General features: G+C 63.0%; 15 protein-coding genes (1 of these 15 only partly in view). 14 read left to right on the top strand and 1 reads right to left on the bottom strand.

Annotation, left to right across the window (positions count from 1 at the left end):
- Positions 1 to 40 precede the first annotated feature (40 nt).
- From NLM25_RS32505 to NLM25_RS32475, 7 genes are all read left to right on the top strand, one after another.
- Positions 41 to 1057, top strand: a complete 1017-nt coding sequence (locus NLM25_RS32505) for a sugar ABC transporter substrate-binding protein (protein WP_254139753.1) — start codon at positions 41 to 43, stop codon at positions 1055 to 1057.
- A gap of 52 nt (positions 1058 to 1109) precedes the next feature.
- Positions 1110 to 3227 carry an SMP-30/gluconolactonase/LRE family protein gene (locus tag NLM25_RS32500; RefSeq protein WP_254139752.1) on the top strand — a complete coding sequence of 706 codons (2118 nt, stop codon included), beginning with the start codon at positions 1110 to 1112 and terminating at the stop codon, positions 3225 to 3227.
- 14 nt (positions 3228 to 3241) lie between these two features.
- Positions 3242 to 4306 (top strand): hypothetical protein, encoded by a 1065-nt coding sequence (locus tag NLM25_RS32495; protein ID WP_254139751.1) that lies wholly within the window; start codon positions 3242 to 3244, stop codon positions 4304 to 4306.
- A 4-nt stretch (positions 4307 to 4310) separates the two neighbouring features.
- Positions 4311 to 5804 carry a sugar ABC transporter ATP-binding protein gene (locus NLM25_RS32490; RefSeq protein ID WP_254139750.1) on the top strand — a complete coding sequence of 498 codons (1494 nt, stop codon included), beginning with the start codon at positions 4311 to 4313 and terminating at the stop codon, positions 5802 to 5804.
- A gap of 74 nt (positions 5805 to 5878) precedes the next feature.
- A complete protein-coding gene (locus NLM25_RS32485) occupies positions 5879 to 6769 on the top strand; it encodes an NAD(P)-dependent oxidoreductase (RefSeq protein ID WP_254121799.1) in 891 nt (296 codons plus the stop codon).
- 112 nt (positions 6770 to 6881) lie between these two features.
- Entirely contained in the window at positions 6882 to 8363 is a 1482-nt protein-coding gene (locus tag NLM25_RS32480; RefSeq protein ID WP_254121798.1) for an aldehyde dehydrogenase, read from the top strand.
- 54 nt (positions 8364 to 8417) lie between these two features.
- Positions 8418 to 9497 carry an isocitrate/isopropylmalate dehydrogenase family protein gene (locus NLM25_RS32475; RefSeq protein ID WP_254139749.1) on the top strand — a complete coding sequence of 360 codons (1080 nt, stop codon included), beginning with the start codon at positions 8418 to 8420 and terminating at the stop codon, positions 9495 to 9497.
- 10 nt (positions 9498 to 9507) lie between these two features.
- Here NLM25_RS32475 and NLM25_RS32470 read toward each other — a convergent pair whose 3' ends face one another.
- Positions 9508 to 10404 (bottom strand): LysR family transcriptional regulator, encoded by an 897-nt coding sequence (locus NLM25_RS32470; protein ID WP_254139748.1) that lies wholly within the window; start codon positions 10402 to 10404, stop codon positions 9508 to 9510.
- Between the two features lie 464 nt (positions 10405 to 10868).
- Here NLM25_RS32470 and NLM25_RS32465 point away from each other — a divergent pair, with 464 nt between their 5' ends.
- From NLM25_RS32465 to NLM25_RS32435, 7 genes are all read left to right on the top strand, one after another.
- The gene (locus NLM25_RS32465) at positions 10869 to 12017 is read left to right on the top strand and encodes an amidohydrolase (RefSeq protein WP_254139747.1); all 1149 of its coding nucleotides are present in this window, start codon (positions 10869 to 10871) and stop codon (positions 12015 to 12017) included.
- 247 nt (positions 12018 to 12264) lie between these two features.
- Positions 12265 to 14640, top strand: coding sequence for a TonB-dependent siderophore receptor (locus NLM25_RS32460; protein WP_254139746.1), 2376 nt, complete (start codon positions 12265 to 12267; stop codon positions 14638 to 14640).
- 361 nt (positions 14641 to 15001) lie between these two features.
- Positions 15002 to 15229, top strand: coding sequence for an MbtH family protein (locus NLM25_RS32455; protein WP_254139745.1), 228 nt, complete (start codon positions 15002 to 15004; stop codon positions 15227 to 15229).
- Between the two features lie 21 nt (positions 15230 to 15250).
- Complete coding sequence (locus NLM25_RS32450; protein ID WP_254139744.1) at positions 15251 to 16006, top strand: thioesterase II family protein; 756 nt, start codon at positions 15251 to 15253, stop codon at positions 16004 to 16006.
- Entirely contained in the window at positions 15975 to 16943 is a 969-nt protein-coding gene (locus NLM25_RS32445) for a TauD/TfdA family dioxygenase (RefSeq protein WP_254139743.1), read from the top strand. The genes NLM25_RS32450 and NLM25_RS32445 overlap by 32 nt, the downstream gene beginning before the upstream one ends.
- Before the next feature lie 65 nt (positions 16944 to 17008).
- Positions 17009 to 26746 (top strand): non-ribosomal peptide synthetase, encoded by a 9738-nt coding sequence (locus NLM25_RS32440; protein WP_254139742.1) that lies wholly within the window; start codon positions 17009 to 17011, stop codon positions 26744 to 26746.
- A protein-coding gene (locus tag NLM25_RS32435) for an amino acid adenylation domain-containing protein (protein WP_375167854.1) crosses the window boundary here: on the top strand, positions 26743 to 26781 show its 5' portion. It continues 6537 nt past the right edge of the window; 39 of the gene's 6576 nt are visible here — the first part of the coding sequence; it begins with the start codon at positions 26743 to 26745; its stop codon lies off the right edge, out of view. Before NLM25_RS32440 ends, NLM25_RS32435 begins: the two co-directional genes overlap by 4 nt.

Raw genomic sequence — 26781 nt, 5'->3', positions numbered from 1 at the left:
CCGGATGCTGCAAGAATTTCAAGACAACGGGAGGATCATCATGTCTTTCATTCTGCGAAAATTGCTGCTGGCTGGCCTCGTGATCGGAGGCCTCGCCTCCGCCGCGGCGCCAAGTGTCGCAGCCGAGGTGCAACAGGTCGGAAGAGAGGCATACCTGAAAGCCCTCAAGGGCAAGAAGGTGATCTTCGTTCCGATCTCCCAAGGCTTCGACCTGAACCAGGCCTGGGTGACGGTGTGGCAGCGTCATGCCCAGCGGTATGGCTTCACGCTCGAAGTGCGCGATCCGAACATGAATACCGAGGCGGGCATTCGCGCTTTGACGGGCGCGATTGCCGAGAAGCCTGATCTGCTGATCGTGCAGAATCCGGACGTGCAGACCTATGCGCGCCAGTTGAAGCAGGCTCAGGACGCCGGGATTGCGGTCCTTCAGGTCAACATGCAGTCGGCGACCCAGACCGATTCCTACGTGGGGAACGACTGGATCGAGATGGGCCGGCTCGAGATGGGCGAACTTGCCAAGGCGTGCGCCAAGGGCAAGGGCCCGTCCACCAAGGTCGTCTGGCTCGCGGGCGTGGAGACAGGGGCGGCCAACATCTACATGCGCCAGGGCATCAACGAGGTGCTCGCCGCAAATCCGGACCTGCAACTCGTGTCCGACCAAGCCGCCAATTACGATTCCGACAAGGCGCGCCAGATCACCGCGACGGTCCTCCAGCAGCATCCCGATCTCTGTGGCGTGATGGGGATCTGGGACAATGCCGAGGTCGGCGCCGGAGCCGCCGTGGCGGCTGCAGGCAAGACGGGCCAGGTCACCATCGTGACGAACGGCGCGGGAAGCCAGACGGGTTGCGACAGCGTCAAGAAGGGCCTCCTGACGGTCGTCTACAACTTCCATGCCGACATCCAGGGCGAAATCGCCGCTGGCCAGATCTCGGAGCTGCTCCAGGGCAACCGCAAGGCGGGGACCATCAAGGATGTGTTCTTCGGTCCGGTGACGCGCGTCGACAAGAGCAACGCGACGGGCCGCAACTGCTGGACGCTCGACGAACTCAAGTAACAGGCAGGTCGCGCGATGGGCTGTAGGCCGGCGCGCGCAGGGAATATCCGAGATGAGCTTTTCGACGGACATCGTTCGGTGGCGCTACAGGCTTCTTCCCGATCACGTGATCGGGGAGATCCTCACCAAGAAGTGGGTCGATAGCGCGATCCCGTTCCTGGCGCTGGCGCTGCTCGTCTTCGGTCTGGGGCCGTTCGTTCCGCATTTCTTCGAATGGACGACCCTCGGAAATCTCGCGCGCCAGTTTGCGGAATTTGGCCTGATCGTTCTCGGTCTCACGATCGTGATGATCTCGGGCGGAATCGACCTCTCCGTCGGGTCGGTCTTCGCGCTCTCCGTGCTCATGTCGCTGATTGGCATGAACGTCGAAGGATGGAATGCCGGCGCAGGTCTCATTGCGGCCCTGGCCGTCGGGGCTGCGTGCGGCGCCCTGAACGGATTGCTTGTCGGCTATGTCAGGATGCGGGCATTTCTCACGACCCTGGTCACGCTCATCATCTTCCGATCGCTGTTCGAGATCGTCTTTCCGGAGTTCTCGACGGCGATCGTGACCAACGTATCCTCCTCCGCCGCGTTCGAATATCTCGGCACCGCGGCGATCGGGCTGGTGCCGATCTCCTTCATGATGACGGCCGCCATGGCGATCGGCATTCACGTCGTGCTCTCCCGCACGCGGTACGGCTGGCACCTTCTCGCGGTCGGCGGCGCACGGCGCTCGGCATACAACGCCGGCATCAACGTGCGCTGGACGATCTTCAGCGCCTATGTCTGTTGCAGCACTCTCGTCGCCCTGTCTGGTTTTCTGTTCGCCAGCCGTATCGGGAGCGCGGCATCGGACGTCGGGGCCGGCCTCGAATTGCAGGCGCTCACGGCCACGGTGCTGGGTGGCATCTCGCTCGGCGGCGGACGAGGCACCGTCTCCAAGGCAATCATGGGCGCTGTTTTCGTGCTGCTGCTGTCGAACAGCTTCCTCGCGCTCGCGATCTCCGGCCCGGGTGCAGATCTCGTCCTCGGCTTGATCCTTGTCGCTGCCGTCTTTCTCGACGTGCGCTGGGTCAAGAACCGCCACAAGCTGTTGCGGAGCGTGTACATCTCTCCGGCCTACGCCCGCATGCCGGCCACTTTGACCGATTCCGAAACCGGTGCCATGGCGCCGAACGACAAGCTGCGCGATGTCGGCGTCATCGGCCTCGGCGTCCTGGAGGGAGCGGAGGATGTCATCTTCGATCGCGACGACAACCTCTACACAGGCAACCGTCACGGCGACATCCTGCGCTGGTTTCCGCCGGACTATCAGCGCTGGGAGGTGCTGGCGCATATCGGCGGGTCGCCACTGGGAATGGCCTTCGACCGCCAGGGACATCTCAATATCTGCGTCGCGGGAATGGGTCTCTATCAGGTCGAGATGAACGGCACGGTGCGCCGGCTGACCGCGGAGACGAACCGGAGCCTGCTGTCGATCATCGACGATTCCGACATGAAGCTCGCGGACGATCTCGACATTGCGCCCGACGGCTCGATCTACTTCAGCGAGGCGACGACCAGGTTCGAGATGCACGACTGGTACTCGGACGCACTCGAGAGCCGCGGCAATGGCCGCATCATCCGCTATGATCCGAAGAGCCGAAAGACCAGAACCGTTCTGAGGAACCTGGTGTTTCCAAACGGCATCTGTATGTCCTACGACAACCACTCCGTCCTGTTCGCGGAAAGCTGGGCTTGCCGGATCAGCCGGTACTATTTCGATGGGCCCAGGAAAGGCGAGGTCGAAGTCGTCATTCCGAACCTTCCCGGCTATCCCGACAACATCAATCGTGCGTCTGACGGGAGCTACTGGCTGGCCCTGATGGGGATGCGCACACCCGCGCTGGACCTGTCGCTCGAAATGCCGGGCTTCCGCAAGAGGATGTCGCGGCGCTGTTCCGAGGATGCCTGGCTGATGCCGAACCTGAATACGGGCTGCGTGCTCAAGTTCAACGAGAAGGGCGAGATCCTCGAGAGCTATTGGGATCAGGGTGGGCAGAAGCACCCCATGATTACCTCGATGCGGGAGCACAAGGGCGTGCTTTATCTGTGCGGCATCTTCAACAACCGGATGGGGACCTACCGGCTGCAGGGAGCTGATCCTTCGTTCTGCGGGGTGGATAGCTATTGGGGCTCCCGCAGGTGAAGTGGATAGACAAAGTGCTGGGGCGTCGCGAGGGCGCCGTCACCGTTCCCGTGCTCGACGGGCCGTTCTTGCCGAACCAGAAACTCGAGATCGCTCCGGTTCTCTGCGAGATCGACCAGGTCGACAACCTCGTGGCGCTCGGCGCGAAGCTCCTTGCTTCGAGCGGCTCCGCGCTGCTCCGTCTGGAGCCGACCTCGTCCTTGAGCCCGGAGACGGTGGCAAGGTTCGACACTCCGATCACGGCGATGGCTGGGCTGGGTGAAGCGCTTGCGATCGGGCTGGACCGCAACGGCGTTGTCGTGCGGGGCGGCCGCTTCGACGGCATGGTGGTGCAGCCCCCAGGCGATGTCTTGCAGTGTCCAACCGCGATCGCGTGGCTGGATGAGTCGACGCTTGCTGTGTGCAACGGGTCGAAACATGTCGGCGCACTCGACTGGCGGCGCGCGTTGATGACGAGAGATAATTCGGGCTCAGTCGTCGTCGTGGATCTCGCCAAGGACAAGGTCACCATCGCAGCGGCCGGATTGGGGTGGCCATCCGGATTGGTGGCGTCAGCCGGACAGGTGTTCGTGTCCGAGTGCCTGCGGCACCGCATTCTTGCGGTGGCGCTCCCGAGTGGCGGGATTCGCGAACTCGTCACCGGCTTGCCTGGTTATCCCGCACGCCTGACGCGCTCGGCCGCCGGCGGCGTGTGGCTCTGCTTCTACTCGGTGCGCAACCAACTGGTGGAATTCATCCTGCGTGAGGACGCGTACAGGACGCGCATGGTGAACGAAGTGCCGGAGGACTACTGGATGGCGCCCTCACTCTGTTCAGGGCGCAGCTTCAAGGAGCCGATGCAGGGAAGCCAGCTGAAGCAGATGGGCATCCTGAAGCCCTATTCCGTCACGCGCTCCTACGGGCTGGTGGCGTATTGCGACGCGAACATGACGCCCATCGGGTCGTTCCATTCCCGCGCGGACGGCACGCGGCACGGGGCCGTCGCCGCTGCCGAATGCGGCGGCGCTCTCTACGTCGCCAGCCGTGGTTCGAATGCGGTTCTGGCAATCCGCGATCCTGCGGCCGTCCTCTCGGAGTAATTGCATGCAGCACATTCTGGAGATCAGCAACGGAACGAAGCTCTTTGGCAGGATCCCGGCTTTCGAGGACGTCGATTTCGCCGTTTCGCCCGGAGAGGTGCACGCGATCCTCGGCGAGAACGGTGCCGGCAAGTCGACCCTGACGAAGGTCCTCGCCGGCGTCTACAGACTCACCTCCGGAGAGATGCTTCTGAACGGAACGCCGGTGCATCTGTCGGCGCCGGCCGAAGGCCTGAAGCACGGCATCGTCATGGTCTACCAGGAGACCAATCTCGTGCCGTCGATGACGGTGGCCCAGAACATCTATCTGGGCGAGGAGAAGACCTTCAATCGGTTGAGGGGACTCTACATCCAGGCCAGGCAATTCTTGGCCGGCATGGGATTCCAGGTCGATCCCACGGCGCAGGTCTCGCAGTTGGGGGCAGCCCAGAAGCAGATGGTTGAGATCGCGCGCGCGGTCCATCACAAGGCAAAGGTGATCATCTTCGACGAGCCGACGGCGACTCTCACGCCTGAGGAGAAGCGGCACTTCTTCAACCTGATCCGGCGTCTGGTCGCCGACAGAGTGGCGATCATCTTCATCTCGCACGCGCTCGAGGAGGCGCTGCAACTGGCCGACCGCATCACCATCCTCCGCGACGGGCGGCTAGTCGCATCGGACGTCAAGGCGGCGTTCACGCGCGATACGATCATTCAGGCTATGGTCGGGCGCAGCCTGACCGAGACACTCCATGGCGACCGCGGGCGCCAGCCCAGAGCGTACGGCGAACGGGTGCTCAGCGTGGAGAACCTGTCCTCGGGCACGATGGTCCGCAACACATCGTTCTCGATCTTCGCCGGACAGGTAACCGGCGTCTTCGGCCTGGTCGGCGCCGGCCGCACCGAAATGATGAAGGTGGTCGCGGGCGTGCTGAAGCGGGACCTCTTTCATGGCGGCGAGATCAAGTATTGCGGAAAATCAGTCCGCTACCGGGTTCCGCGAAAGGCAGTTCGCGACGGCATCGTCTACGTCACGGAAGATCGCAAGTTCGACGGCTTCTTCGAGACGATGACGGTGGCTGAGAACCTGCATCTCGGCGAGCTCTCCCGCTCGTCGAATCCGCTATCGGTGATCTCGATGACACAAGCGAAGGAGCTGGCGCGTCAATGGGCAGGCCGGCTTCAGCTTCGGTCGATCAACGAAAAGGCCAGGGTGATTGAGCTCTCCGGCGGCAACCAGCAGAAGGTCGTCATCGCGAGGTCGCTCATTCAGAAGCCGAGGCTCATCATCTTCGACGAGCCGACCCGCGGCGTCGACGTCGGAGCCATCGTTGAGATCCACCAGTTCATCAACAGCCTGGCCGACGAAGGCCTGGCCGTGGTCGTGATCTCCTCGTACCTGCCTGAGGTATTGGCACTGTCGGACCGCATCCTGGTCGCCAAGCGGGGCAAGATCGTCGAGGAGATCAAGGCAACCGAAGCGACTGAGCAGCAGATCATGTACGCCGCCGTCCACTAGAGCGTTTTCGAGCGAAGTGGATGCCGGTTCTCCAACGCTGGGGCATGAGATCCGGCGACCGGACATGCGAGACGATGAACGAGGTCATTGTGACGAAAGTCGGAATTATCGGCGTAGGCCTGATGGGCCACGGAATCGCGAAGAACGTCCTGGCACGTGGCGGCTTTCCACTGGCCTTTCTCGATCATCCGGGCAATCAGCCTGTCGACGACCTCATCGGCCTCGGTGCTACAGCCTGCAGGACTCCTGCCGACGTGGCAGAAATATCGGACGTTGTCATCCTCTGCGTGACCGGCTCTCCCCAGGTCGAGGCGATCCTCACCGGTGATGCCGGCGTTTTGTCCCGTCTGCGCAAGGGGGCCATCGTCGTCGATTGCTCGACCGCGCTGCCGGACTCGACGTTGCGAATGGCTGCTGCGGTCCGGGCCGCCGGCGGTGGATTCCTCGATGCGCCCATGACACGCACGGCAAAGCATGCGGAAGAGGGGGCGTTGAACCTTCTCGTTGGCGGCGACGAAGCAGACTTTCAAAGCGTCCGCGCGGTCCTTGCAGCTTTCACCGAGGGCGTCGAACGAGTTGGGCCGGTGAGCTTTGGTCATCGGCTCAAGCTGCTTCACAACTATGTTTCGATCGGGTTCATGGCGCTGCTCAGCGAAGCCGCTGCACAGGCGGCCGATGCCGGCGTCGATCCGGCGGTTTTCGTCGAGGTCCTCGCCAAGGGAGGCGGGGCCGGCGCTGCATTACAGCGGATGACGCCCGCCATCGTGACGAATGACGTCGGCACGGTCCCGTTCTTCATCGGCAATGCGTTGAAGGACATCGACTACTACCGGACGATGGCCGGTACATCCGGCGCATCCAGGACGATCGCCGACGGTGTTGCCGGTGCGATCGCGGCAGTGGTCGAGAGTGGCCACGGCCAGGCCTACATTCCGGAATTGACGCGCTTCCTGCGGAAGCAGTAGACGGCTTTCCTGAAGGCCGGGCCCGAGGCGAAGATCTCCGCAAACGAAAGCGGCGAAATCAATCAACGGCGGGGCATCCGACCACCGCCACTGTTGAGACAGGAGTACTGCGATGACAAACGCCGAGATCCGATTTCCAATCGACGGCCGTATCAGGAAGATGTTCATCGATGGTGCGTGGGTTGAGGCCCGCTCGGGAAAAGTCTTCGAGACGCGCAACCCCGCGACCGGTGAAGTGATCGGTCGAGTGCCGCGCGGGGATGCGACCGACATCGGCCTTGCGGTCGCCGCGGCTCGTCGTGCCTTCGATGGACCGTGGAGCCGTTTCAAGCCGTTCGAGAGGCAAGCGCTGCTGTTGCGTATCGCCGACCTGTTCGAGAAGCACTGGGAGGAGGTCAGCCAGTCCGATACGGCCGACATGGGAATGCCGATCGCCCGAACGCGGGCGAACAAGCTTCGCGTGCTCGGCATGTTGCGATACTACGCCGGCATGGCGACGGCGCTCCACGGGCAGACGATCGACAATTCACTCCCGGGGGACATCGTCTCGTTCACGCGGAAGGAGCCTGTCGGCGTCGTTGGAGCCATCATCCCCTGGAACGCACCCACCGCAGCGTCGGTGTGGAAGATCGGGCCCGCGCTCGCGACCGGCTGCACGATTGTGCTCAAGCCCTCCGAAGAAGCGCCGCTGACGCCGTTGCTGATTGCGGATCTGATGAACGAGGCCGGCGTGCCTCCCGGTGTCGTCAACGTCGTGACCGGAACGGGTTCGGAGGCCGGTGCGCCCCTGGCCGAACATTCCGGTGTCGACAAGATCGTCTTCACGGGATCCACCGCAACCGGGCAGGCGATCATCCGAGCTTCGGCCGGCAACCTCAAGCGGGTCTCCCTCGAGCTCGGCGGAAAGTCACCGGTCATCGTCTGCGCCGACGCGGACCTCGACAAGGCGGTGCCGATTGCCGCGATGGCCGCGTTTGCCAATTCGGGTCAGATCTGCATCGCCGGCTCCCGCTTGTTCGTCGAGCGAGCGATCCACGACGAGTTGGTCGAACGGCTCGGTAAGTTTGCCTCGGCGCTGAAGATCGGCGATGGAGCTGATCCCTCAACCGAGATCGGTCCCCTTGTCTCCGAGCGACAGCTCGACAAGGTCGAAGGTTTCTTGCGCAGTGGACGCGACGAGGGCGCGAAGGTCGTGACCGGAGGCCGGAGGGTGAGGGAGGGCAGCCTCGCGAAGGGTAACTTCGTCGAGCCGACCGTGTTCGCCGGCGTTTCCGACGACATGCAGATCGCCCGCGACGAAATCTTCGGCCCGGTCATTTCGGCACTGCCATTCGATACGCTCGACGAGGCCGTGGAGCGAGCCAATGCGACGCCATACGGGCTCGCCGCAGGTGTTTTCACGCGCGACGTGAGCAAGGCCCACGTCATCTCGCGCAGCCTCCGCGCAGGATCGGTGTGGGTGAACACCTATCACGCGATCGACCCTGCAATGCCCTTCGGCGGCTACAAGATGAGCGGATATGGTCGTGAGGGCGGCGCGGAACAGCTCGACGAATACCTGAACACGAAGGGAGTCTGGATCAAGTTGGACTGATCCCCGGACGATCCATGTGAGGCGACCACAGTTGCAATCCGTCGAGCGAGTATCATGAAGGACACCTATAGAATTGCGGTCGTGCATGGCGACGGCATCGGACCAGAAGTGGGTCGAGCAGCGGTTGCGGTGCTGCAGGCGGGCGTCCAGGCTGGCACGCTCGAGTTCGTGGAATATCCCGCAGGCGCCGATCATTTCCTTGCAACCGGTGACTCGTTTCCGGCAAGCTCCTTCGAGGGCTGTCGGACGGCCGACGCCATTCTCCACGGAGCGGCCGGCATTCCCGGCGTGGTTCATCCCGATGGGACTGAGGCGGGGCTCGACTTCACGCTGACGCTCCGCTTCAAGCTGGACCTCTTTGCCAATGTGCGGCCCATCAAGCTGTACAATGGCGTTCCGTCCCCACTCGGGCGCCCGGGGCTGATCGATTACGTCATCGTCCGAGAGAACAGCGAGGGGCTCTATGCCGCGCGCGGCGCAGGCGCATTGCTGAGGGAAGAGGTTGCCGTCGACACGCTTGTCCAGACCCGCAAGGGCATCGAACGCGTCGTCCGGTTCGCGTTCGAACTTGCCAGAACGCGCAACGGTTCGCCCAAGGACGGACGCCGCCGCGTGACCTGCTGCGACAAGGCCAACGTGCTGCGCACCTATGCGTTCTTCCGCGCTATCTTCGATGAGGTGGCGAAGGACTATCCGGACATTGAATCCGAGCACGTCCTCGTTGATGCCATGACGGTTCATCTCGTCAACAGGCCATCCCATTTTGACGTCATCGTCACCGAGAACATGTTTGGTGACATCATATCCGATCTGGGCGCGGCGACCGTTGGCGGGATGGGTGTTGCGCCGTCGGAGGAGGTCGGGGACGGAATAGGCCTGTTCCAGGCCTCGCATGGCTCTGCTCCCGACATCGCGGGCAAGGGGCTTGCCAATCCCTACGGAACGATTCTGGCGTCGGTCTTGATGCTCCGGCGTCTGGATCAGCGCCATCGGGATGGACGGTTGCGGCTTGGCGCCGACAGGATCGAGACTGCTGTGCGCGGCGGTCTGGAGGACCCTGCGTTGAGGACCCGCGACATTGGCGGCCTCGCGACAACAGGTCAGGTCGTGGATGCTCTTTTGAAGCTGCTTTGATGCGCCACGCTCAGCGGAGCTGGGCGAGGCTCGTCCGTATCAATGCAATCAGCCGTTCGGTGTTCGGGCGCAGGATCGGGCCGCGGGCAGTGATCAGGCCGACCCGTCGAAGCCCGACGTCGTCGGAGATCGGGACCATGCGAAACTGCTGCACACCAGCCTGCACCAGCGCAACCCGCGGAACGATAGCAATCCCCAGACCCGACGCTGCGAGGGCCATGGCCGTCGTGGCCTGCTGAACCTCGAACTGAACGTCGAGGCGGATGGCGAGCGTCTCCAGCTTGTCGTCGATCAGCCCGCGGACGGCAGTCGACGTCGACAGCATGATCGTGGGCTTGTCGGCGAGGTCGGCAAAGCCGATGCTCGACTGCCCCTCGTCGAAGATCGGCGGCACACAGGCATAAAGCGGATCCTCCAGGATCGGCTCGAACTCGAAATCCTCCATGCCTGGGATCTGCGGACCGACACCGAACTCGACGTCGCGCCGCCTCAGCAATTCGAGCATGGGAGCGGTGGGCAGCTCCATGAGCTGCACCTGGCTGCGCGGATAGCGGACCTTGAACGTCGCCAGGATGTTGGGAAGCCAGCCGGTCGCGAGCGTCGGAACGCAGGCCATTTGAATGTGGCGGCTGCGGGACTGTGCCGCTTCGGTCAGGAGGTCGAGGCCGGACTGGACTTCCTGAAGGGCGCGCTTTGCCTGCTCGAACAGGATCTTGCCTTCGGGGGTGAGCAAGACCTTCTGCGGCGTCCTGCGAAAGAGCAGGACGCCGATCTGCTCTTCCAGGTCGCGGACCTGCATGCTCACCGCGGACGGAGACCGGTTAGATTCCTGTGCGGCTTTCCGGAAGCTTTCGTGCTCGGCCGCCAGCAGGAAGGTATGGAGAAGCTTGAGATTGATGTTCGACAAGCGTTGTTACCTTGTTCGGCCTCTAAGCCGTCCAACGCGGAGGGCGGGGACCCCTCTCTTTTCCCGGAACGCCGGTCCATCCGCAATATCCAGTGCCGACTGACACGCATGCCATGCCGCGCGTACGAACACTTCAAGTTGCAGTGCAGCAGGACCCGGGCGGGCGAGCTCGAGCAGGCGCGGTGCAAAAACAACTTCCTGATCGTGCGACGGATGCCCAATTTCGGTCGGATAAGCTCCGGTCTGCGACCGGGAAACCATTGATTGTTCGCAGCTTGCGGCTGACTCCTAATCAGCGGCAAGTGGGACGACGTCGCGTCGGACTGGCAATCATCGTTGCTGCAGATGAAGCGGTCCGCCGCATTGGTGATGCTGGTAAGCGCGATTTGTCGTTCCAGATGATACGTGCGAGCAGACGTTTGGCCGAATCTGTCACGCGACGACGACCAGCGAGAGCTAACCCGATGTTCCTGACCGAGAACGACTTGAATGAATTGATTGCATGGCGGCGCCGTCTTCACGCTGAGCCCGAACTTTCAGGGCAAGAGGCAAAGACCGCTCAGGCGGTACGGACCCGTCTTCACGCTACGGGCGCCGACAGGATCATTGTTGGGCTCGGTGGTCACGGAGTGCTCGGAATCTATGAAGGATGTGAGCCGGGCCCGACGATCATGCTTCGGGCTGAACTGGATGGACTGCCGATTCAGGAAACATCGGAATTCGAGCATCGGTCGCTGGCGCCTGGAAAGGCGCACCTCTGCGGCCACGATGGGCACATGGCAATTCTGGTAGCCGTGGCGCAGGGCCTGGGGAGACGACGTCCACGACGAGGCCGCGCGGCACTCCTGTTTCAGCCCGCCGAAGAAGACGGATCCGGCGCAGCCGCTGTCCTTGCCGATGCGAAGTTCGGGCAAGTGCAACCCGACTTTGTCTTCGCGCTGCATAACCTGCCAGGATTAGGTTTGGGACAGGTCTCCCTTGGCGAGGGATTGGTGAATTGCGCCTCGCAGGGAATGCAGATCAAATTATCAGGGCGAACTTCGCACGCCTCAAACCCCGAGCTCGGGATTTCCCCGGGAAATGCGCTCGCCAGGCTCTTGGTCGAGCTTCCCTCGCTCGGGCACGGCAAAGAACGGGATGAGGATTTCTCAATGTTGACGGTCACCCACGCGAGGCTTGGGGAGCCGGCGTTCGGGATCGCGCCGGGGCATGGCGAGCTGTGGGCGACACTGAGAACGCCGACCGACGAGATGATGGAACGAGCTCGCCTGGAAGCAGAAGGCCTGATTCGACGCGTGGCGGCCGACCAGGGACTGAGTTTGAAAATCGCCTATCGCGACGTGTTCAATCATTGCGCAAATGATGTCGACGCTGTTGCCCATCTTCGAAGTGCTCTCGATTTGGAAGGGGTGCGACATTCTGCACATGGCCTTCCGCTGCGTGGCTCTGAGGATTTCGGGCGTTTCGGTGCGCGATCCAAGGCGGCGATGTTCTTTCTGGGGGCGGGCGAGGAGCATCCCGGCCTGCATGAATCGAATTATGACTTTCCAGATGAGCTGATAGGAATTGGCGCAGGAATATTCATGCGGGCGATACGCAACCTGCTTGGCTAGATCGAAAATTCAGGACAAAGCCGCAAAGTGTCGCCGACGTGCCGTATGCGGATCGACGATTAGAACGATTAGAAAATAGAAGCGTTCAAAATCTGACGACGCAATTGGAGATGAAGAATCGATCCTCCAGTCGCGACGGTTTGTCCTGCAACCTTAGATAATTTCTAGTTCTCAATTCCTTCTCGGAGCACCCTCGCATGTTAGGAAGCGCGGGGACTTGCTTGCTAAGTGGAATTGGGGTGCAGGAATGACGCGTGAACTCTCGGCCAAGAAAATCGTACGTACGCTATCGCTGGGAGCGGTGAGTTATCTTGCGCTGTCGATCGAATCGTCGGGTGACCTTCAGCATGCATCTGCGCAATCGAATCTGCCGCCTGTAACCGTCGATGCTCCCAAGCCAAGAGTTCGGCAGTCGATCCAAAGATCCCAGTCGACGCGCGCGTCGCGGGGACAGAGGCAGGCCGCTACGACGGCTCCGCGTCAGGCTGCGCCTGTTCCCTATGTGGTGCCTTCGACCGGTACGGTCGGCACTGTACCGCCTGCCTATGCAGGCGGGCAGGTCGCGAGCGGTGGAAGTCTCGGACTTCTGGGCAATCGCGGCGTGATGAACACGCCGTTCAACCAGACCAGCTATACGGCCGAGCTCATCCAGAACCAGCAAGCGCGCACGATCCGTGAGGTTCTCGCCAACGATCCCTCGGTCAGGGTCGTTCAAGCGGCAGGTGGTGGTGCGGATAGTCTCTTCATTCGCGGCTTCTACTATGACAGTGGTGACTATGGACTGAACGGCCTCTACGGAATTGCACCTTATTATTCTACGGGTGCAAACTTCGTCGAGCGCGTCGAGGTGCTGAAGGGGCCGAGCGCGCTGCTCAACGGTATGACGGCCGGTGGCACTGGTGTTTCGAGCGGTGGCGCGGTCGGCGGAAGCGTCAATCTGATCACAAAGCATGCGCCCGATATCGACATTACGCAGCTCACGGCAACCTACGCTTCAAAATCGCAGTTTGGCGAAAATATTGACGTCAGCCGTCGCTACGGTGAGCACAAGGAGTGGGGGGTTCGGCTGAATAGCACCTACTCGAATGGCAACACGCCCTGGAACCGTCAGACCGATGAATTCGGCAACGCGGTTCTGGGCCTCGATTATCGCGGAGAGCGCGTGCGCGCGGCAGTCGATATCGGCTATCAGGCCGACAATCTGAACCCGCCGATGCGTTTCTTCAATGTCCCGACCACAACAACGGTCATTCCCGCGCCGCCAAAGGCCGGGCTAAACTTTCAGGTTCCGTGGGCCTATTATGCACCGACCGACTTCTTTACGACCGCCAGAGGCGAAGTGGATGTCACCGACTGGATGACTGCGTATGGAGCATTCGGTTATCACGATAGCAACATCAACTACGCCTATCCGTCGCCCAACATTTCCAACGTCGCTGCGGGAGCATTGACCTCTCCGCCTGGCGTCTCTCAGTTGGGAGGTTTGTGGTCGCGACCGTTTGCCGGCAAGGAAACGTTCGAGACGCTGGCGGGCGAGGCCGGTGTCCGGGCAACGGCAGATACGGGTCCGGTCAATCATGCGGTAAACGTCAACTACTCGATCACTGACCGGACCTACAATCAGAAGGTCTGGACCCGCTCGAGCAGCGCTCTTGCGGATCTGATCTTCTGGAACTTGTATACCGAGCCGACCAACATTGCGAAACCTAACTTCTCGACGCTATCTGCCAGCCAGGTCACTGGGGTGTCGCTGTCAAGCGTCGGCGTTTCCGACACGATGTCGATCCTGAACAAGCGCGTTCAGCTCACGCTTGGCGTTCGCCGCCAGACCGCTGGAACGGAAGTGACGAACATCCTGAGCCCGGCCTTGAGTCGCCCGGAGCAAGACACGTCGGTGTGGAGTCCGGCATACGCAATTCTCGTCAAGCCGGTCGAGAACGTCGCGCTCTATGCAAATTACATCGAAGGTCTCCAGACACCCGTTGTGGTCTCGGGCAATTTTACGAATGTCGGGACGGTGTTCCCGCCAGCCCAGACGAAGCAGGCCGAGGCGGGTATGAAGATCGACGCAGGTCGATTCACGACCACGCTGAGCGTGTTCGACATTAGCCAGCCGAGCATTATTTCGGTGGCCTCCGGTGTTTCCGCGAGCCAGCAACTCAACGGCAGACAGCGCAATCGGGGTGCGGAACTCAACGTGTTCGGCGAGATCACGCCCGATATCCGTGTTCTCGGCGGCGTCGCCCTGATTGACGGTGTGCAGGAGCAGACCCAAGGCGGGATCAACGACGGAAAGAAGGCGGTCGGCGTGCCCGTCGTCAACGTCAATATGGGCGCGGAATGGGATACGCCGTTCGTGCGTGGTCTCACGTTCACGGGCAGGGTCATCTATACCGGCTCGCAATACGTCAACGTCACGAATACGCTGACCTTGCCCGAATGGACGCGTGTCGACATCGGGGCGCGATATACCTTTATATCCCCCTGGAACGGAAAACCGATCGTCGTGCGCGCCAATATCGAGAACGTCGGAAACAAGGCCTACTGGGCCTCGGCATATAGCGGGGTCATCACACTCGGTGCGCCTCGAACCTATCTGGTGTCCACCACCTTCAATTTCTGAATCGCCGTCTTGGAGCCGGAATTCATGCCGCCGCGGTCGATCCGCGGCGGCATTGTTTCGTCACGAGCCATTCGACGGAATTGATGACAGTGCGATGAAGGATGGCCCGCGACAAACCGCGCGATCAAGTCGCATCGGGAAAGTTCCTCCTTGTGCAGTTAGATTTGCAGCAATCTGCGACGCGTCCTGAAATCTCGATATTTTACCACGTGTTGGCGTGCAAGCGCAGAGGTTGCATTGTGTGCGTCCGTCGCCAGTTTTGAGCTCTTAAAAAATGCGGCGTCGTTATTGCTTTGACCATCGTCTGCTTCTGACCTAGTCAAACGTCTCTGCTTTCGCTTTCCGAAAAGGGGACCGAGCCATGATGGTGTTCGACAGAGACGACGTCACCTTCACCGTCGTCGTCAATCACGAAGAGCAATACTCCATCTGGCCGACGTTCAAGGAAATTCCGGGCGGCTGGAAGGCGGCGGGCAAGACGGGCAGCAAGAAGGAATGTCTCGACCACATCGAACATGTGTGGACCGACATGCGCCCGCTCAGCTTGCGCAAATTCATGGATGACGCGACGCCCAAGCAGTCGGCGTAGTCAGCGGAGTCCAGTCGTCCGATGCGGCTTTTTTGTCTGCCTTACTCCGGCGGCAGCGCCATGTTCTATGCGCGGTGGCGCAGGCTTCTGCCGTCGTGGATCGACGTGCGGCCGGTGGAATGGCCCGGGCGCGGCGCGCGCATGGATGAACCGCTCGCGACCGATCCGCACGTATTGGCAGCGCAGCTCGCTGGCGAACTCGGTGCGCAACTCGACGGGCCTTACGCATTGTTCGGGCACAGCCTCGGTGCGGTGATCGCGTTCGAGCTCGCGCACGGCCTGATTGATCGCGGAGCGCCTGCGCCGACCATTCTCTTTGCCTCGGGTGCGGAGGCGCCGGCGGTTCGGGACGGCAGAAAGTGGCGCCAGCCGCTGAGCGACGAGGCTCTGATGCAGGAGTTGCGCGATCTTCAGGGCACGCCCGAGGAGGCGCTGTCGAATGCGGAGTTGATGCGATCCGCGCTGCCCGTGCTCCGCGCCGACTTCCTGATGTGCGGGGCCTATGTCTACCGGCCACGGCGTCCGTTGCCATGCCCCGTGCACGTCTTCGGCGGAGCGGACGACGGGACCGGCCGCGAAGCGCTCGAGGCCTGGCGGCAGGAGACCTCAGTGTCATTCGCGCTCGATATCCTGCCGGGGCATCACTTCTTCATTCACACGCAGCAAGCCGAGCTGATCGACCGCATCGGCGCCGAGCTGGCCCGGCGATCGGGGCGATCGATTGATGTGCATCGGAGCGAAAGTCATGAGCGCGTTTTCCGTTCAGCCACTCATTGAAGGCAAAACCCTTCCCCTGCTGCTCAAGGCAGGCGAGGCCGGGGAGCCGCTCGGCAAAGCGCTTCCGATGCTGCGCGAGACGGTCGACCGGCACCTGGTCGATAGTGGCGGCATCGTGTTTCGCGATTTCTCGCTCGATGGTCCCGATGCGTTTCGGGCCTTCGCGGCCGATTTCGGTCACCCGCTGCTCACCTACGAGTTTGGATCGACGCCGCGTTCGCAGGTAACCTCAGGGGTCTACACGTCTACGGAATATCCGCCGCACCAGCATATCCCGCTGCACAACGAGCAGGCCTACACCCGCGATTGGCCGATGAAGATCTGGTTCTATTGCATGCAGCCGGCGCTGGAAGGCGGGGAGACGCCGATCGCCGATAGCCGCGCCATCTATCGCGACATGCCGCCGGCCATCCGGCAACGGTTCGCGGACAAGGGCGTGATGTATGTGCGGAACTACGGCAACGGCCTCGATGTCGATTGGCAGCAGGTGTTCGGCACCGACTCCAGGTCGGAAGTGGAGACATACTGCGCTCGCCACGACATCGAATGCGAGTGGAAAGAGGATGGAGAACTCCGTACGCGCCAGGTCTGTCAGGGGACGGCGCGGCACCCGGTCACGGGCGACTGGGTCTGGTTCAACCAGGCACATCTGTTCCACGTCTCCAATCTCGAGCCGGAAGTACGCGAGAGTCTGCTCGACGTGGTCGATGACGAAGCCGATCTGCCGCGCAATGTCTTCTACGGTGATGGTTCGTCCATTGAGGACGAGACGTTGTCGATCGTCCGGACCGTTCTCGAGAAACACAAGGTCAGCTTTCCCTGGCAGGCCGGCGACGTCGTGATGCTCGACAATATGCTCACCGCGCATGCGCGTGCTCCATTCAAGGGACCGCGCAAGGTGATCGTCGCAATGGCCGAAGCTCATCGGCAGGGGTGACCGGCAGCACTCGTCATTCGGGCGGTGAGGATTTCCGGCTCGCGGCCGGACAGGGATTCGAGAACATGGACAGAGCCAACCTCGTCGAATGCTTGCGAGAGCATGCCGCCTTGCGACCGGAGAAGGTGGCGTTGCGGTTCCTGGAAGGCGACGATGTTGCTGATGAGCTGACGTTTGCTGCGCTCGACGCTCGGATCAGGGCGCTCGCTGCCTGGCTGCAGCAGATGGGCGGTGCAGGCGAGCGGGCGGTGATCCTGCTTCCGAGCGGGATCAATTATGCCGTGGCGTTCTACGCCTGCCTGTATTCGGGCGTGATTGCCGTTCCGGCGTATGCGCCGGAGGGCGGCCCCGAGCGCTATGCGGGACGTCTCAACGGCATCCTGCGGGATGCGGCGCCGCGCTTCATCCTGGTCGAGACGGCGCTGCGCGATCTCATCGAGGCAACGCTGCCCGCATTGGGCGACGTGCAAATCGTTGCGGTGGATACAATCACGCCCGAACTCGCAGCGGAGTGGCGCGAGACCAGGCTTGCGGCCGATGCAATCGCGTTCCTCCAGTACACATCCGGATCGACCTCGCAGCCGAAGGGCGTTTGCGTCTCTCATGGCAATCTGGCGGCCAACGAGCGCGCCATCGAAGCGGCTGCTGGAGGAACGCCGGACGACGTCTTTGTGAGCTGGCTGCCGCTCTATCACGACATGGGACTGATCGGCGGGCTCCTGAATCCGTTGTTCACGGGTTTTACCGGCGTCCTGATGTCGCCGCGGAACTTTCTCGAGCGGCCGCGACGCTGGCTCGAGGCCATCGATCGTCACGGCGGCACGATGAGCGGTGGCCCCGACTTTGCGTACTCGCTATGCGCCGACCGCATTTCGGACGACACCATCAGTCGATTGGACTTGAGCCGGTGGAAATTCGCATTCTCGGGGTCGGAGTTCGTTCGCCGAACCACCCTCGAGAAGTTCGGGGACCGATTTGCGCGGACCGGGTTCAATCGACGGGCGTTGACGGCTTGCTATGGTCTGGCCGAAGCGACGCTGCTGGTCACGGCCGGCGACAACACCGCCGACACCGTCAGCCATACGCTCGACACGGCAGAGCTCGCCGCAGGCCGCATTGCGAGCGCCGGCGAAGGCACCGACCTCGTGGCATGCGGTCGAACCGATGCAGATCACACCATACGCATCATGCGTGTCGATGGCTCGGCGGCGGCCGAGGCGAATGAGGTCGGCGAAATCTGGGTCGCGGGCTCCAGCATCGCGCTTGGATACTGGAATAATCCCGAGGCGACGCACCAGGCCTTTGTCGAGCGGGACGGCGTGCGTTGGCTGCGTACCGGCGACGTCGGTTTCATTCGCGACGGTGCGCTCGTCGTGGCTGGTCGCCTCAAGGATCTGCTGATCGTTCGCGGGCAGAACGTCTATCCGACGGATGTCGAGCAGGCGGTTGAAGCCGAGGTCGAATCCGTTCGCAGCGGACGGGTTGCCGCCTTCGCGGTCGAGATGGACGGGCGTGAAGCCATCGGAGTGGCGGCGGAGTTCAGTCGAGCCGTGCTCAAGCGCAGCGAGCCGGAAGCGCTCGCACATGCAATTGGCGAAGCCGTGCTCCGTCAGGCGCAGGAATATCCAGCCGTGATCGTTTTGCTGAACCCGCAAGCGATGCCGCTGACCACGAGCGGCAAGTTGCAGCGGTCGGCCTGCGCGGCACGCCTCGCCGATGACACGCTCGACAGTTTTATGGTGTTCGAGAAGGGGCGTCGCCGCGGCGGTGCATCCTTGACGGTGCCGGCGACCGATACCGAGCGTACGGTCGCCTCGATCTGGTGCGACGCGCTTGGCGTCGCCGCGGTGCACCGTGAGGACGATTTCTTTGTGCTCGGCGGAAACTCGATCACGGCAGGCCAGGTCGCCGCTGCGATTCGCGACCGCTTGAACGTGGAAGTGGAGCTGCGCGCCTTCTTCGACGCGCCGACGCTGACAGCCTTCGCTGGCCGGATCGATACCGTTGCGGGGACCGGTGCTGGTCGGGCGTTGCCGCCGATCCAGTGGGCCGCGCCGGCCGATCGCGCGATGCTGTCGCACGCGCAGGAGCGGCTGTGGTTCCTCTGGAACATGGACCCGGCCGGGACGGCCTATACCGTTGCAGGCACAATCCGCCTGAAGGGACGGCTCGACGGCGCCGTGCTGTCGCGCGCTCTCGGCGAGATCGTCCGTCGTCACGAGATGTTGCGCACCACGTTCATCGCAAGGGATGGTCGTGGAACGCAGCTCATCCACGATGTCATGCGCATTGGCATCCGGCACGAGGATCTCCGGTCTCATTCTGCGCGGGAACGGGCCGAGCGCGCGGAGACTCTCAAGCGATCGGAGCTCGGCAAGCCGTTCGATCTCGTGAACGGCCCGCTGTTGCGGGCGGTGCTGCTTCAGTTCGCGGACGACGCGCACGAATTGCTGCTGCTTGCCCATCACATCATCGTCGATGGCTGGTCGCTCAACGTGTTGCTTGAGGAACTGGCCGGTCTCTATCGCAGCGGCATCGGGCAGGGCGCGGGCGCGCCGCCGATCCCGGCGATTCAATATGCGGACTTCGCGGCCTGGCAGCGAAACTGGCTCTCGGCAGGCGAGGGCCATCGGCAGCTCGCGTACTGGCGCGCCAGACTTGGCGATGTTCATCCGGTCCTGGCGTTGCCGCTCGATCGGCCGCGTTCGGCAATCCAGAGTCATGCCGGAGATACGATCCGACTTGCCGTCGACGCCGCGCTCGCCGCCCGGCTGCGGGAGATCGCTGCGAAGCAGCGCGTCAGCATCTTCATGCTGCTGCTCGGCGCATATCAGGTGCTGCTGCATCGCTACACCGGGCAGAGCGATCTTCGCATCGGCGTCCCGATCGCAGGGCGACGGCACGCGCAGATCGAGCGGTTGATCGGATGTTTCGTCAATACGCTGGTCCTGCGGGCCGAGGTGGCCGGCGAAGCGAGCTTCCCGAGCCTGCTGCATCAGTCCAAGGAAGCGGTGACCGAAGCGCTGTCGCATCAGGATCTCCCTTTCGAAATGCTGGTGGACGGCCTCCGGCCCGAACGCAGCGGTGGCCACAATCCGCTGTTCCAGGCGAAGTTCAACTACATGACGGCGCCGGGCGGATTCGAGGGCGTCGAAGGGCTGGCTGCGGAGATCGACATCATCGATCTCGCAGGGTCGCATTTCGACCTCGCGCTCGACGTCATCGATGGCGCCGGCAGCATGAAGGTGGCGTTCAACTACGCCACTGATCTCTTCGATCGTCCGACCATTGCGCGGCTGGCGGCCCAATTCGGTTCGATACTGCGCCAGATTGCCGGCAATGCCGAGCGGCGGATATCGGACTTCGTCCTCGATGAGAGGTACCGCCAGATCGTGTCGAAGCAGGATGCGGCGTTCGGCTTCACCGATGTGCTCAGCCTCCACTATGCATCGACCACCGATAGTCAGAAGGCCGTAGCCGTCCGATGCGGCCATGAGCAATTGACCTTTGCGGATCTCGAGCGAACGTCCCACCGCATCGCGCATGTCCTTATCGCCAAAGGCGTGACGCGCGAGACACCGGTCGCGGTGTGGATCGAGCGTTCACCGGCCTTTGTTGTCGCCTTGCTCGGCGTGCTGAAGGCCGGCGGCGCTTATGTCCCCCTGGATCCGAAATGGCCGCTGGAGCGCGTCCGTCGCATCCTGAAGGACGGTGGCATCGATATCGTGCTGGCGGCGGGTGAGGCATTGGCCGAAGCGCGCGGGCTCGGTGGCCTGGTGCTCGATGTGGAAGCGGAAGCCGCGCGTGAAGAGCTATCGAGCCTGCCGGTCGGCACGGCGATTCACCCGGAGCAGACCGCTTACGTCATCTATACGTCGGGATCGACCGGCGCGCCGAAGGGCGTGAGCATCTCGCACGGCGCTCTGGCCAATTATGTGCAGGCGCTGCTGCAACGCCTGGAGCCGCGTCCGTCAGCGAACATGGCCATGGTATCGACGGTGGCGGCCGATCTCGGCCACACTGTCTTGTTCGGAGCACTCGCGACCGGCAGGACGTTGCATCTGCTGCCTCCGGACGCCGTATTCGATGCGGATGCGTTCGCGCAAGCCATGCGCGAGGGGGAGGTCGACGTTCTCAAGATCGTGCCGAGCCATCTGCGAGGGTTGCTGAAGGCCTCGCGTTCGACCGATCTTTTGCCCCGCGAAGCGCTCATCCTTGGGGGAGAGGCTTGCGACCAGGCGCTGCTGGACGAAGTCCGGCGCTTGCGGCCGGAATGCCGCATTCTGAATCACTACGGGCCTACGGAAACGACCGTCGGCGTATTGACGCATGAGTGCGCGGCTGAGCATGAGACCGATCCTGTACCGATCGGACTACCTCTTGCCAATCTGCGAGCCCATGTCCTGGATGACACACTGAACGAAGTGCCGATTGGCGTCACCGGCGAGCTCTATATCGGTGGTGCCGGGCTGGCGCGCGGCTATCGTGGCGCGGCAGGTCTGACTGCGGAACGCTTCGTGCCGGATCCGTTCGGGGCCGCAGGCGAGCGGCTCTACCGAACCGGAGACCGTGTCCGCTGCGACGGGGCGGGGCGCTTGATATTTCTGGGCCGCACCGATGATCAGATCAAATTGCGCGGCTATCGCATCGAACTCGGCGAGGTCGGGCGCGTCATCAAGGCGCTGCCGGGGATCGACGATGCGGTGGTGGTCTCGCGCGCGATCGGCGGGAACGCCGAACGCCAGGAACTGGTCGCTTATTGCGTGCCTGAGAGCGGCGTGGGTCCGCAGGCCGATGCGATCAAGCAACAGCTGGCTGCGATCGTACCGGACTATATGGTGCCGGCGCACATGGTCATGCTGGCGCGACTGCCGCTGACGCCCAATGGAAAAGTCGATCGTCGCGCGTTGCCTGAGCCGGCGCAAGACGAGGCGTCCGTCGGCTATGCCGCGCCTGCGGGAGATACCGAGGGGGCGATCGCGGCGGTCTGGTGCGAGGTGCTCGGCCGCGACCGTATCGGTCGCAATGATAATTTCTTCGAGCTTGGCGGCGATTCCATCCTCAGCCTCCAGATCATCGCGCGCTTGCGCAAGCGCGGCATCCGCCTGACTCCGAAGCAGATCTTCAGCCAGCAGACAATTGCTGGATTGGCGACGGTTGCCGTCCTGTCGACAGGGGCGACCGCGAAGAACGAGAAGCGGGACGCGAAGACGTCGACCGATGGCGATGCTGCACTCGGCATGCGTCGCTTGATGCCAATCCAGGCGCGCTTCTTCGCCGAGGATATCGGCAACCGCGATCACTGGAACCAAGCGGTTCTGCTGCGACCTCAGATGCGGCTCGACTGGGAGACGCTGCGGCGCGCGCTCGCAGCCATCGTGCACCATCACGGTGCATTGCGCCTGAGGTTCAAGCAGGTCGATGGCGCTTGGCAGGCCGAGCAAGGCCCCCCGCCGGCCCCCTCGGAATTGCTGTGGCTTCATGCGGACGTTGGTGGGGCGACGGAGGTCACCGGGTTCGCCCACGCCGCGCAGGAAAGCCTCTCGCTATCTTCGGGACCGCTGCTGCGCGCGGTCGGCATGGACCTGGCAGACGGCGGCCAGCGGCTGCTGCTCGCGATCCATCATCTCGTCGTCGACGGCGTGTCCTGGCGCATCCTGCTGGAAGACCTGGCGGCGGCTTATGACCAGCTGCAACGCGGCAATGCGGTCTCGCTGCCTCCGAAGAGTGATTCCTATGCCTCGTGGAGCGAGCGGCTGCATGCCTATGCGGCGACCGCGGAGATTGCAGCCGAATTGCCCCACTGGCGCGATTGTGGTGCCGGCGCGCCCCTGCCATGTGACGATGATCATGACGGCGTCGATCGCGTCGGCGATGGCGGCGAGGTGTCATTGGTGTTCGATACCGACCTGACGTCGCGGCTGCTCGAACAGGCGCCGGCCGCCTATCGGACGCAAGTCAACGACCTGTTGCTGGCCGCCCTCGTGCGGGCGGTGTCGCGCTGGAGCCAGCACGACGAGGTCACGGTGGAGCTCGAAGGCCACGGCCGCGAGGACATTTTCCCGGACGCGGATATCTCCCGGACCGTCGGCTGGTTAACGACAGCATTCCCGGTCCGACTGAACGATGGCGCCGCCGACGAGGCTTCACTGATCAAGGCGGTCAAGGAACGGCTTCGTGCAATTCCGAACCGCGGGCTCGGCTATGGCGTGCTGCGCCACCTCGGCTCCGAGCAACAGCGCCATGCCTTGGCGCAATTGGCGGAGCCGCAGATCGTCTTCAACTATCTGGGCCGGTTCGACGGCAGCATGGGCACGACCCAGCTCTTTACCTTCGCACCGGAGAGCGCAGGTCCTTCGCGCAGCGCCACGGCGCCCATGCGAGGAAGGCTGAACATCACCGGCCTGGTGCGTGAGAGCCGGCTGGAATTGACTTTCGGATATGGACGCAGGCGCTATCGGCCCGCCACGGTCGAGCGACTGGCGGCGCATTACGAGGACGCGCTGCGCGAACTTGTCGCGCATTGCTGTGACGGAGCGTTCGGCCTTACGCCATCGGACGTCGCATTGGCCGGGCTCGGCCAGGTCGATCTCGATCGGCTCGCGACGACCCTGGATCCTCGCGGCATCGAGGACATCTATCCGCTTTCGCCGATGCAGCAGGGCATGCTGTTCCATGCGCTGCGTGACGGCCCCAACGATGCCTATGTGAACCAGGTCGGGCTCGAGCTGTTCGGCGTCGATGCCGGCAAGCTGCAGGCCGCGTGGCAGGCGGTCAGCGACCGGCACGCCGCCTTGCGGACCGGGTTTGTCTGGCAGAACCTGTCGGGCGCAGCGCAGCAGGTGGTATATCGCCATGCGACGGTGCCGTTCGTTGAGGAGGACTGGCGCGACGACACGCCCATGGATATGGAAGCCGCGCTGGCCGAGAGATCCCGGCATGACCGCGAGAGTGGCTTCGACATTTCACAGCCGCCTCTCCAGCGCATTCGCCTGATACGTCTCGACGACAACAGGCATTGGCTGATCTGGACGCATCATCACATCTTCGTCGATGGTTGGAGCTCGGCCCGGCTGATCGCGGAGGTGTTGCAGCACGCGAGCGGTGACACACTGCCCGCCGTACAGGGCTGCTATCGTGACTACATTGCATGGCTGCAAGGTCGCGATCGCGAAAGCGCTGACAGGTTCTGGCGCGAAGCGCTGGCGGGGCTCGAAACGCCGACATTGCTTGCGAACGCGATCAGCAAGATCTCCGGGGCCGAGGGGCACGCCAGTGTCGGGCTTGCGGTGGACGCGAGGCTGACCGAGCGTCTGAAATCGTTCGCCAAGCGCGAGCGGGTGACGCTCAACACGCTCATACAAGGAGCGTGGGCACAGTTGTTGCGCAGACATTCAGGTCAGTCCGCGGTCTGCTTCGGCGTGACCATATCGGGCCGTCCGGCCGAATTGCCCGGCTCAGAGGAGATGGTGGGCCTCTTCATCAACACGCTCCCCATCGTCGATGCACCGAACCCGCAGGCCATCGTCGGCGATTGGCTGCGCCAGTTGCAGGAACAGAACCTGACTCTGCGCGAGCATGGCTGGACGCCGCTCTATGAGATTCAGCGCCTCGCAGGCCATGCCGGGCAGCCGCTATTCGACAGCATCCTGGTGTTTGAGAACTATCCGATCGACGAGGGATTGCTCCGGGGCGGGGAGGGCGGCCCTCGGCTCGGGCGTGTGGCGCATGTGACGCCGACGAACTATGCGCTGGCGGTTGCCGTGTTCGCCGCAAGCGACAGGCTGAATATCGAATTTAATTATGATCGGTGCCGGTTCGATGAGGCGGCCATCCTGCGTCTTCGCGATATTCTGCATGATCTGCTGGAACGGATCGTAGCGAATGCGGAGCGCGTGCTCGGTGATCTCCGATCGGTCACCGATCAAGATGCGCGACGAATCTTCGGATGGAGCGGCGCAGCGGGGGCGCCGCCGGCTTCCTCTGCCGACGTTGTGACGCATATCGAAGCGCAGGCCGCGCAGGCGCCGTCTGCCGTTGCCCTTGTCTGGGGCGACCAGCACATCTGCTATGGCGAGTTGAACGCGCGTGCTAACGCGCTCGCACGGCGGCTGCGCCTCTGGAATCTCGGTCCAGATCGACTGGTCGGCATTGCCCTGACGCGAAGCCCGGACATGATCATTGCGCTGCTCGCGGTCCTGAAGGCCGGCGGCGCCTATTTGCCGCTCGATCCGGACTATCCGGCCGAGCGCCTTGCCTACATGCTGCGTGACAGCGGCGCGGCGTTGGTCTTGACGCAAGGCTGGCTGCTGGAGCAGCTCTTGCCGGTGCTACGCGACGCCGGAGTCGAGGCGCTCTGCATCGATGAGCTATCGCCGCCCGCCGGCGAAGACAGCGGTAATCTGAACGTCGAAATCCATCCCGACAGCCTGGCCTATGTCATCTACACGTCGGGGTCGACCGGCATGCCGAAGGGCGTGGCTGTTGCGCGTGGGCCGCTGGCCATGCATTGCGAAGCGATCGGAAGGCTGTACCGCATGACGTCCCGCGACCGCGAGTTCCAGACGGCGTCGATCAGTTTCGATATTGCCCACGAGCGATGGCTGGTGCCGCTGATGACGGGCGGGTCGCTCGTCCTGCCGTCGAAACCCGGCCTTTTGATCGACGATCTCGTTAGCGAGATCGCGCGCAATTCGGTGACCTCGATCTTTCTTCCGCCGGCCTATGCGGATCAATTGAGCGCGGCGTTGCGGCTGAGCGGGCGCAGGCTGGCGATGAGGGCCTGTATCGTCGGCGGCGAGGCGTGGTCGGATACCGGGATCAAGGCATTGCGCGGGGCTGCCGATGTCGACCTTCTGGTCAACGCCTATGGTCCGACTGAGACGGTGATCGCGCCGACAGCATGGATCGTCGACGAAGCCACGTTGACGCCTGGCCAGTCCGCGCCGATCGGACGGCCCGTCGGCGTGAGATCCGCGCACATCCTCGATTCCGACCTCAACATCGTTCCCGTTGGTGTGACCGGCGAGCTGTTCATCGGTGGGGTTGGCCTGGCCCGCGGCTATCTGAACCGGGGGGCGCTGACCGCCGAACGGTTCGTCCCGGATCCGTTCGACGACAGCGGCATGCGCCTCTATCGCACCGGGGATCTCGCGCGCTGGCGCGACGATGGCGTGATCGAATATGTCGGCCGTGCCGACCAGCAGGTGAAGATCCGCGGCTTCCGCATCGAGCTCGGCGAGATCGAGGCGCGCCTGCTCGATCAGCGCGGTGTGCGTGCGGCGGCCGTGGTGGCCGGCGAGGGCAGGACCGGACGCCAGTTGTTCGCCTATGCCAGCGGTGACCCCTTACTCGACGGCCGCGCGTTGCGCGACGCATTGTCGGCCATTCTGCCCGATTACATGGTGCCATCGACGGTCACGGTGCTGGAGCAGCTGCCGCTCACCCCGAATGGGAAGATCGATCGGCGGGCACTGCCGGCGCCGGGCGAGGATGCGCTGATGCGCCGCTCCTATGAACCGCCCGAGGACGAGATCGAGCTTGCGCTGGCCCGGATCTGGGCGGAGCTGCTCGATGTCGACCAGGTCGGACGCAACGATCACTTCTTCGAGCTTGGCGGACATTCCTTGCTTGCCGTGCGGGTGCTCAGCCGGGTGTCACAGGAGATCGGCGTGCCGATCGCGGTGTCGGATCTGTTCGCTCATCCGGATCTCGTGTCGTTTGCGCGCGTCGTGTCGATCAGGCTGATCGAACAGGAGTTCGACGCCGAAGAGCTCCAGGAACTGGTTGGGGCGGAGCAGTGAGCATGGCCGACACGGCAAAACCGAGCTTGCGAGAT

The sequence above is a fragment of the Bradyrhizobium sp. CCGB01 genome (genome assembly GCF_024199795.1).
Classification (GTDB): Bacteria; Pseudomonadota; Alphaproteobacteria; order Rhizobiales; family Xanthobacteraceae; genus Bradyrhizobium.
The sequence above is the reverse complement of the archived record's forward strand: the minus strand, read 5'-3'. Positions and strand labels throughout refer to the sequence as shown.

Bases quoted from the DNA above. Each gene is read 5' to 3' on its own strand.
- NLM25_RS32480 (WP_254121798.1), top strand. From the start codon at position 6,882: ATGACAAACGCCGAGATCCGATTTCCAATCGACGGCCGTATCAGGAAG.
- NLM25_RS32475 (WP_254139749.1), top strand. From the start codon at position 8,418: ATGAAGGACACCTATAGAATTGCGGTCGTGCATGGCGACGGCATCGGA.
- NLM25_RS32500 (WP_254139752.1), top strand. From the start codon at position 1,110: ATGAGCTTTTCGACGGACATCGTTCGGTGGCGCTACAGGCTTCTTCCC.
- NLM25_RS32460 (WP_254139746.1), top strand. From the start codon at position 12,265: ATGACGCGTGAACTCTCGGCCAAGAAAATCGTACGTACGCTATCGCTG.
- NLM25_RS32440 (WP_254139742.1), top strand. From the start codon at position 17,009: ATGGACAGAGCCAACCTCGTCGAATGCTTGCGAGAGCATGCCGCCTTG.
- NLM25_RS32450 (WP_254139744.1), top strand. From the start codon at position 15,251: ATGCGGCTTTTTTGTCTGCCTTACTCCGGCGGCAGCGCCATGTTCTAT.
- NLM25_RS32485 (WP_254121799.1), top strand. From the start codon at position 5,879: ATGAACGAGGTCATTGTGACGAAAGTCGGAATTATCGGCGTAGGCCTG.
- NLM25_RS32465 (WP_254139747.1), top strand. From the start codon at position 10,869: ATGTTCCTGACCGAGAACGACTTGAATGAATTGATTGCATGGCGGCGC.
- NLM25_RS32490 (WP_254139750.1), top strand. From the start codon at position 4,311: ATGCAGCACATTCTGGAGATCAGCAACGGAACGAAGCTCTTTGGCAGG.
- NLM25_RS32455 (WP_254139745.1), top strand. From the start codon at position 15,002: ATGATGGTGTTCGACAGAGACGACGTCACCTTCACCGTCGTCGTCAAT.
- NLM25_RS32505 (WP_254139753.1), top strand. From the start codon at position 41: ATGTCTTTCATTCTGCGAAAATTGCTGCTGGCTGGCCTCGTGATCGGA.
- NLM25_RS32445 (WP_254139743.1), top strand. From the start codon at position 15,975: ATGAGCGCGTTTTCCGTTCAGCCACTCATTGAAGGCAAAACCCTTCCC.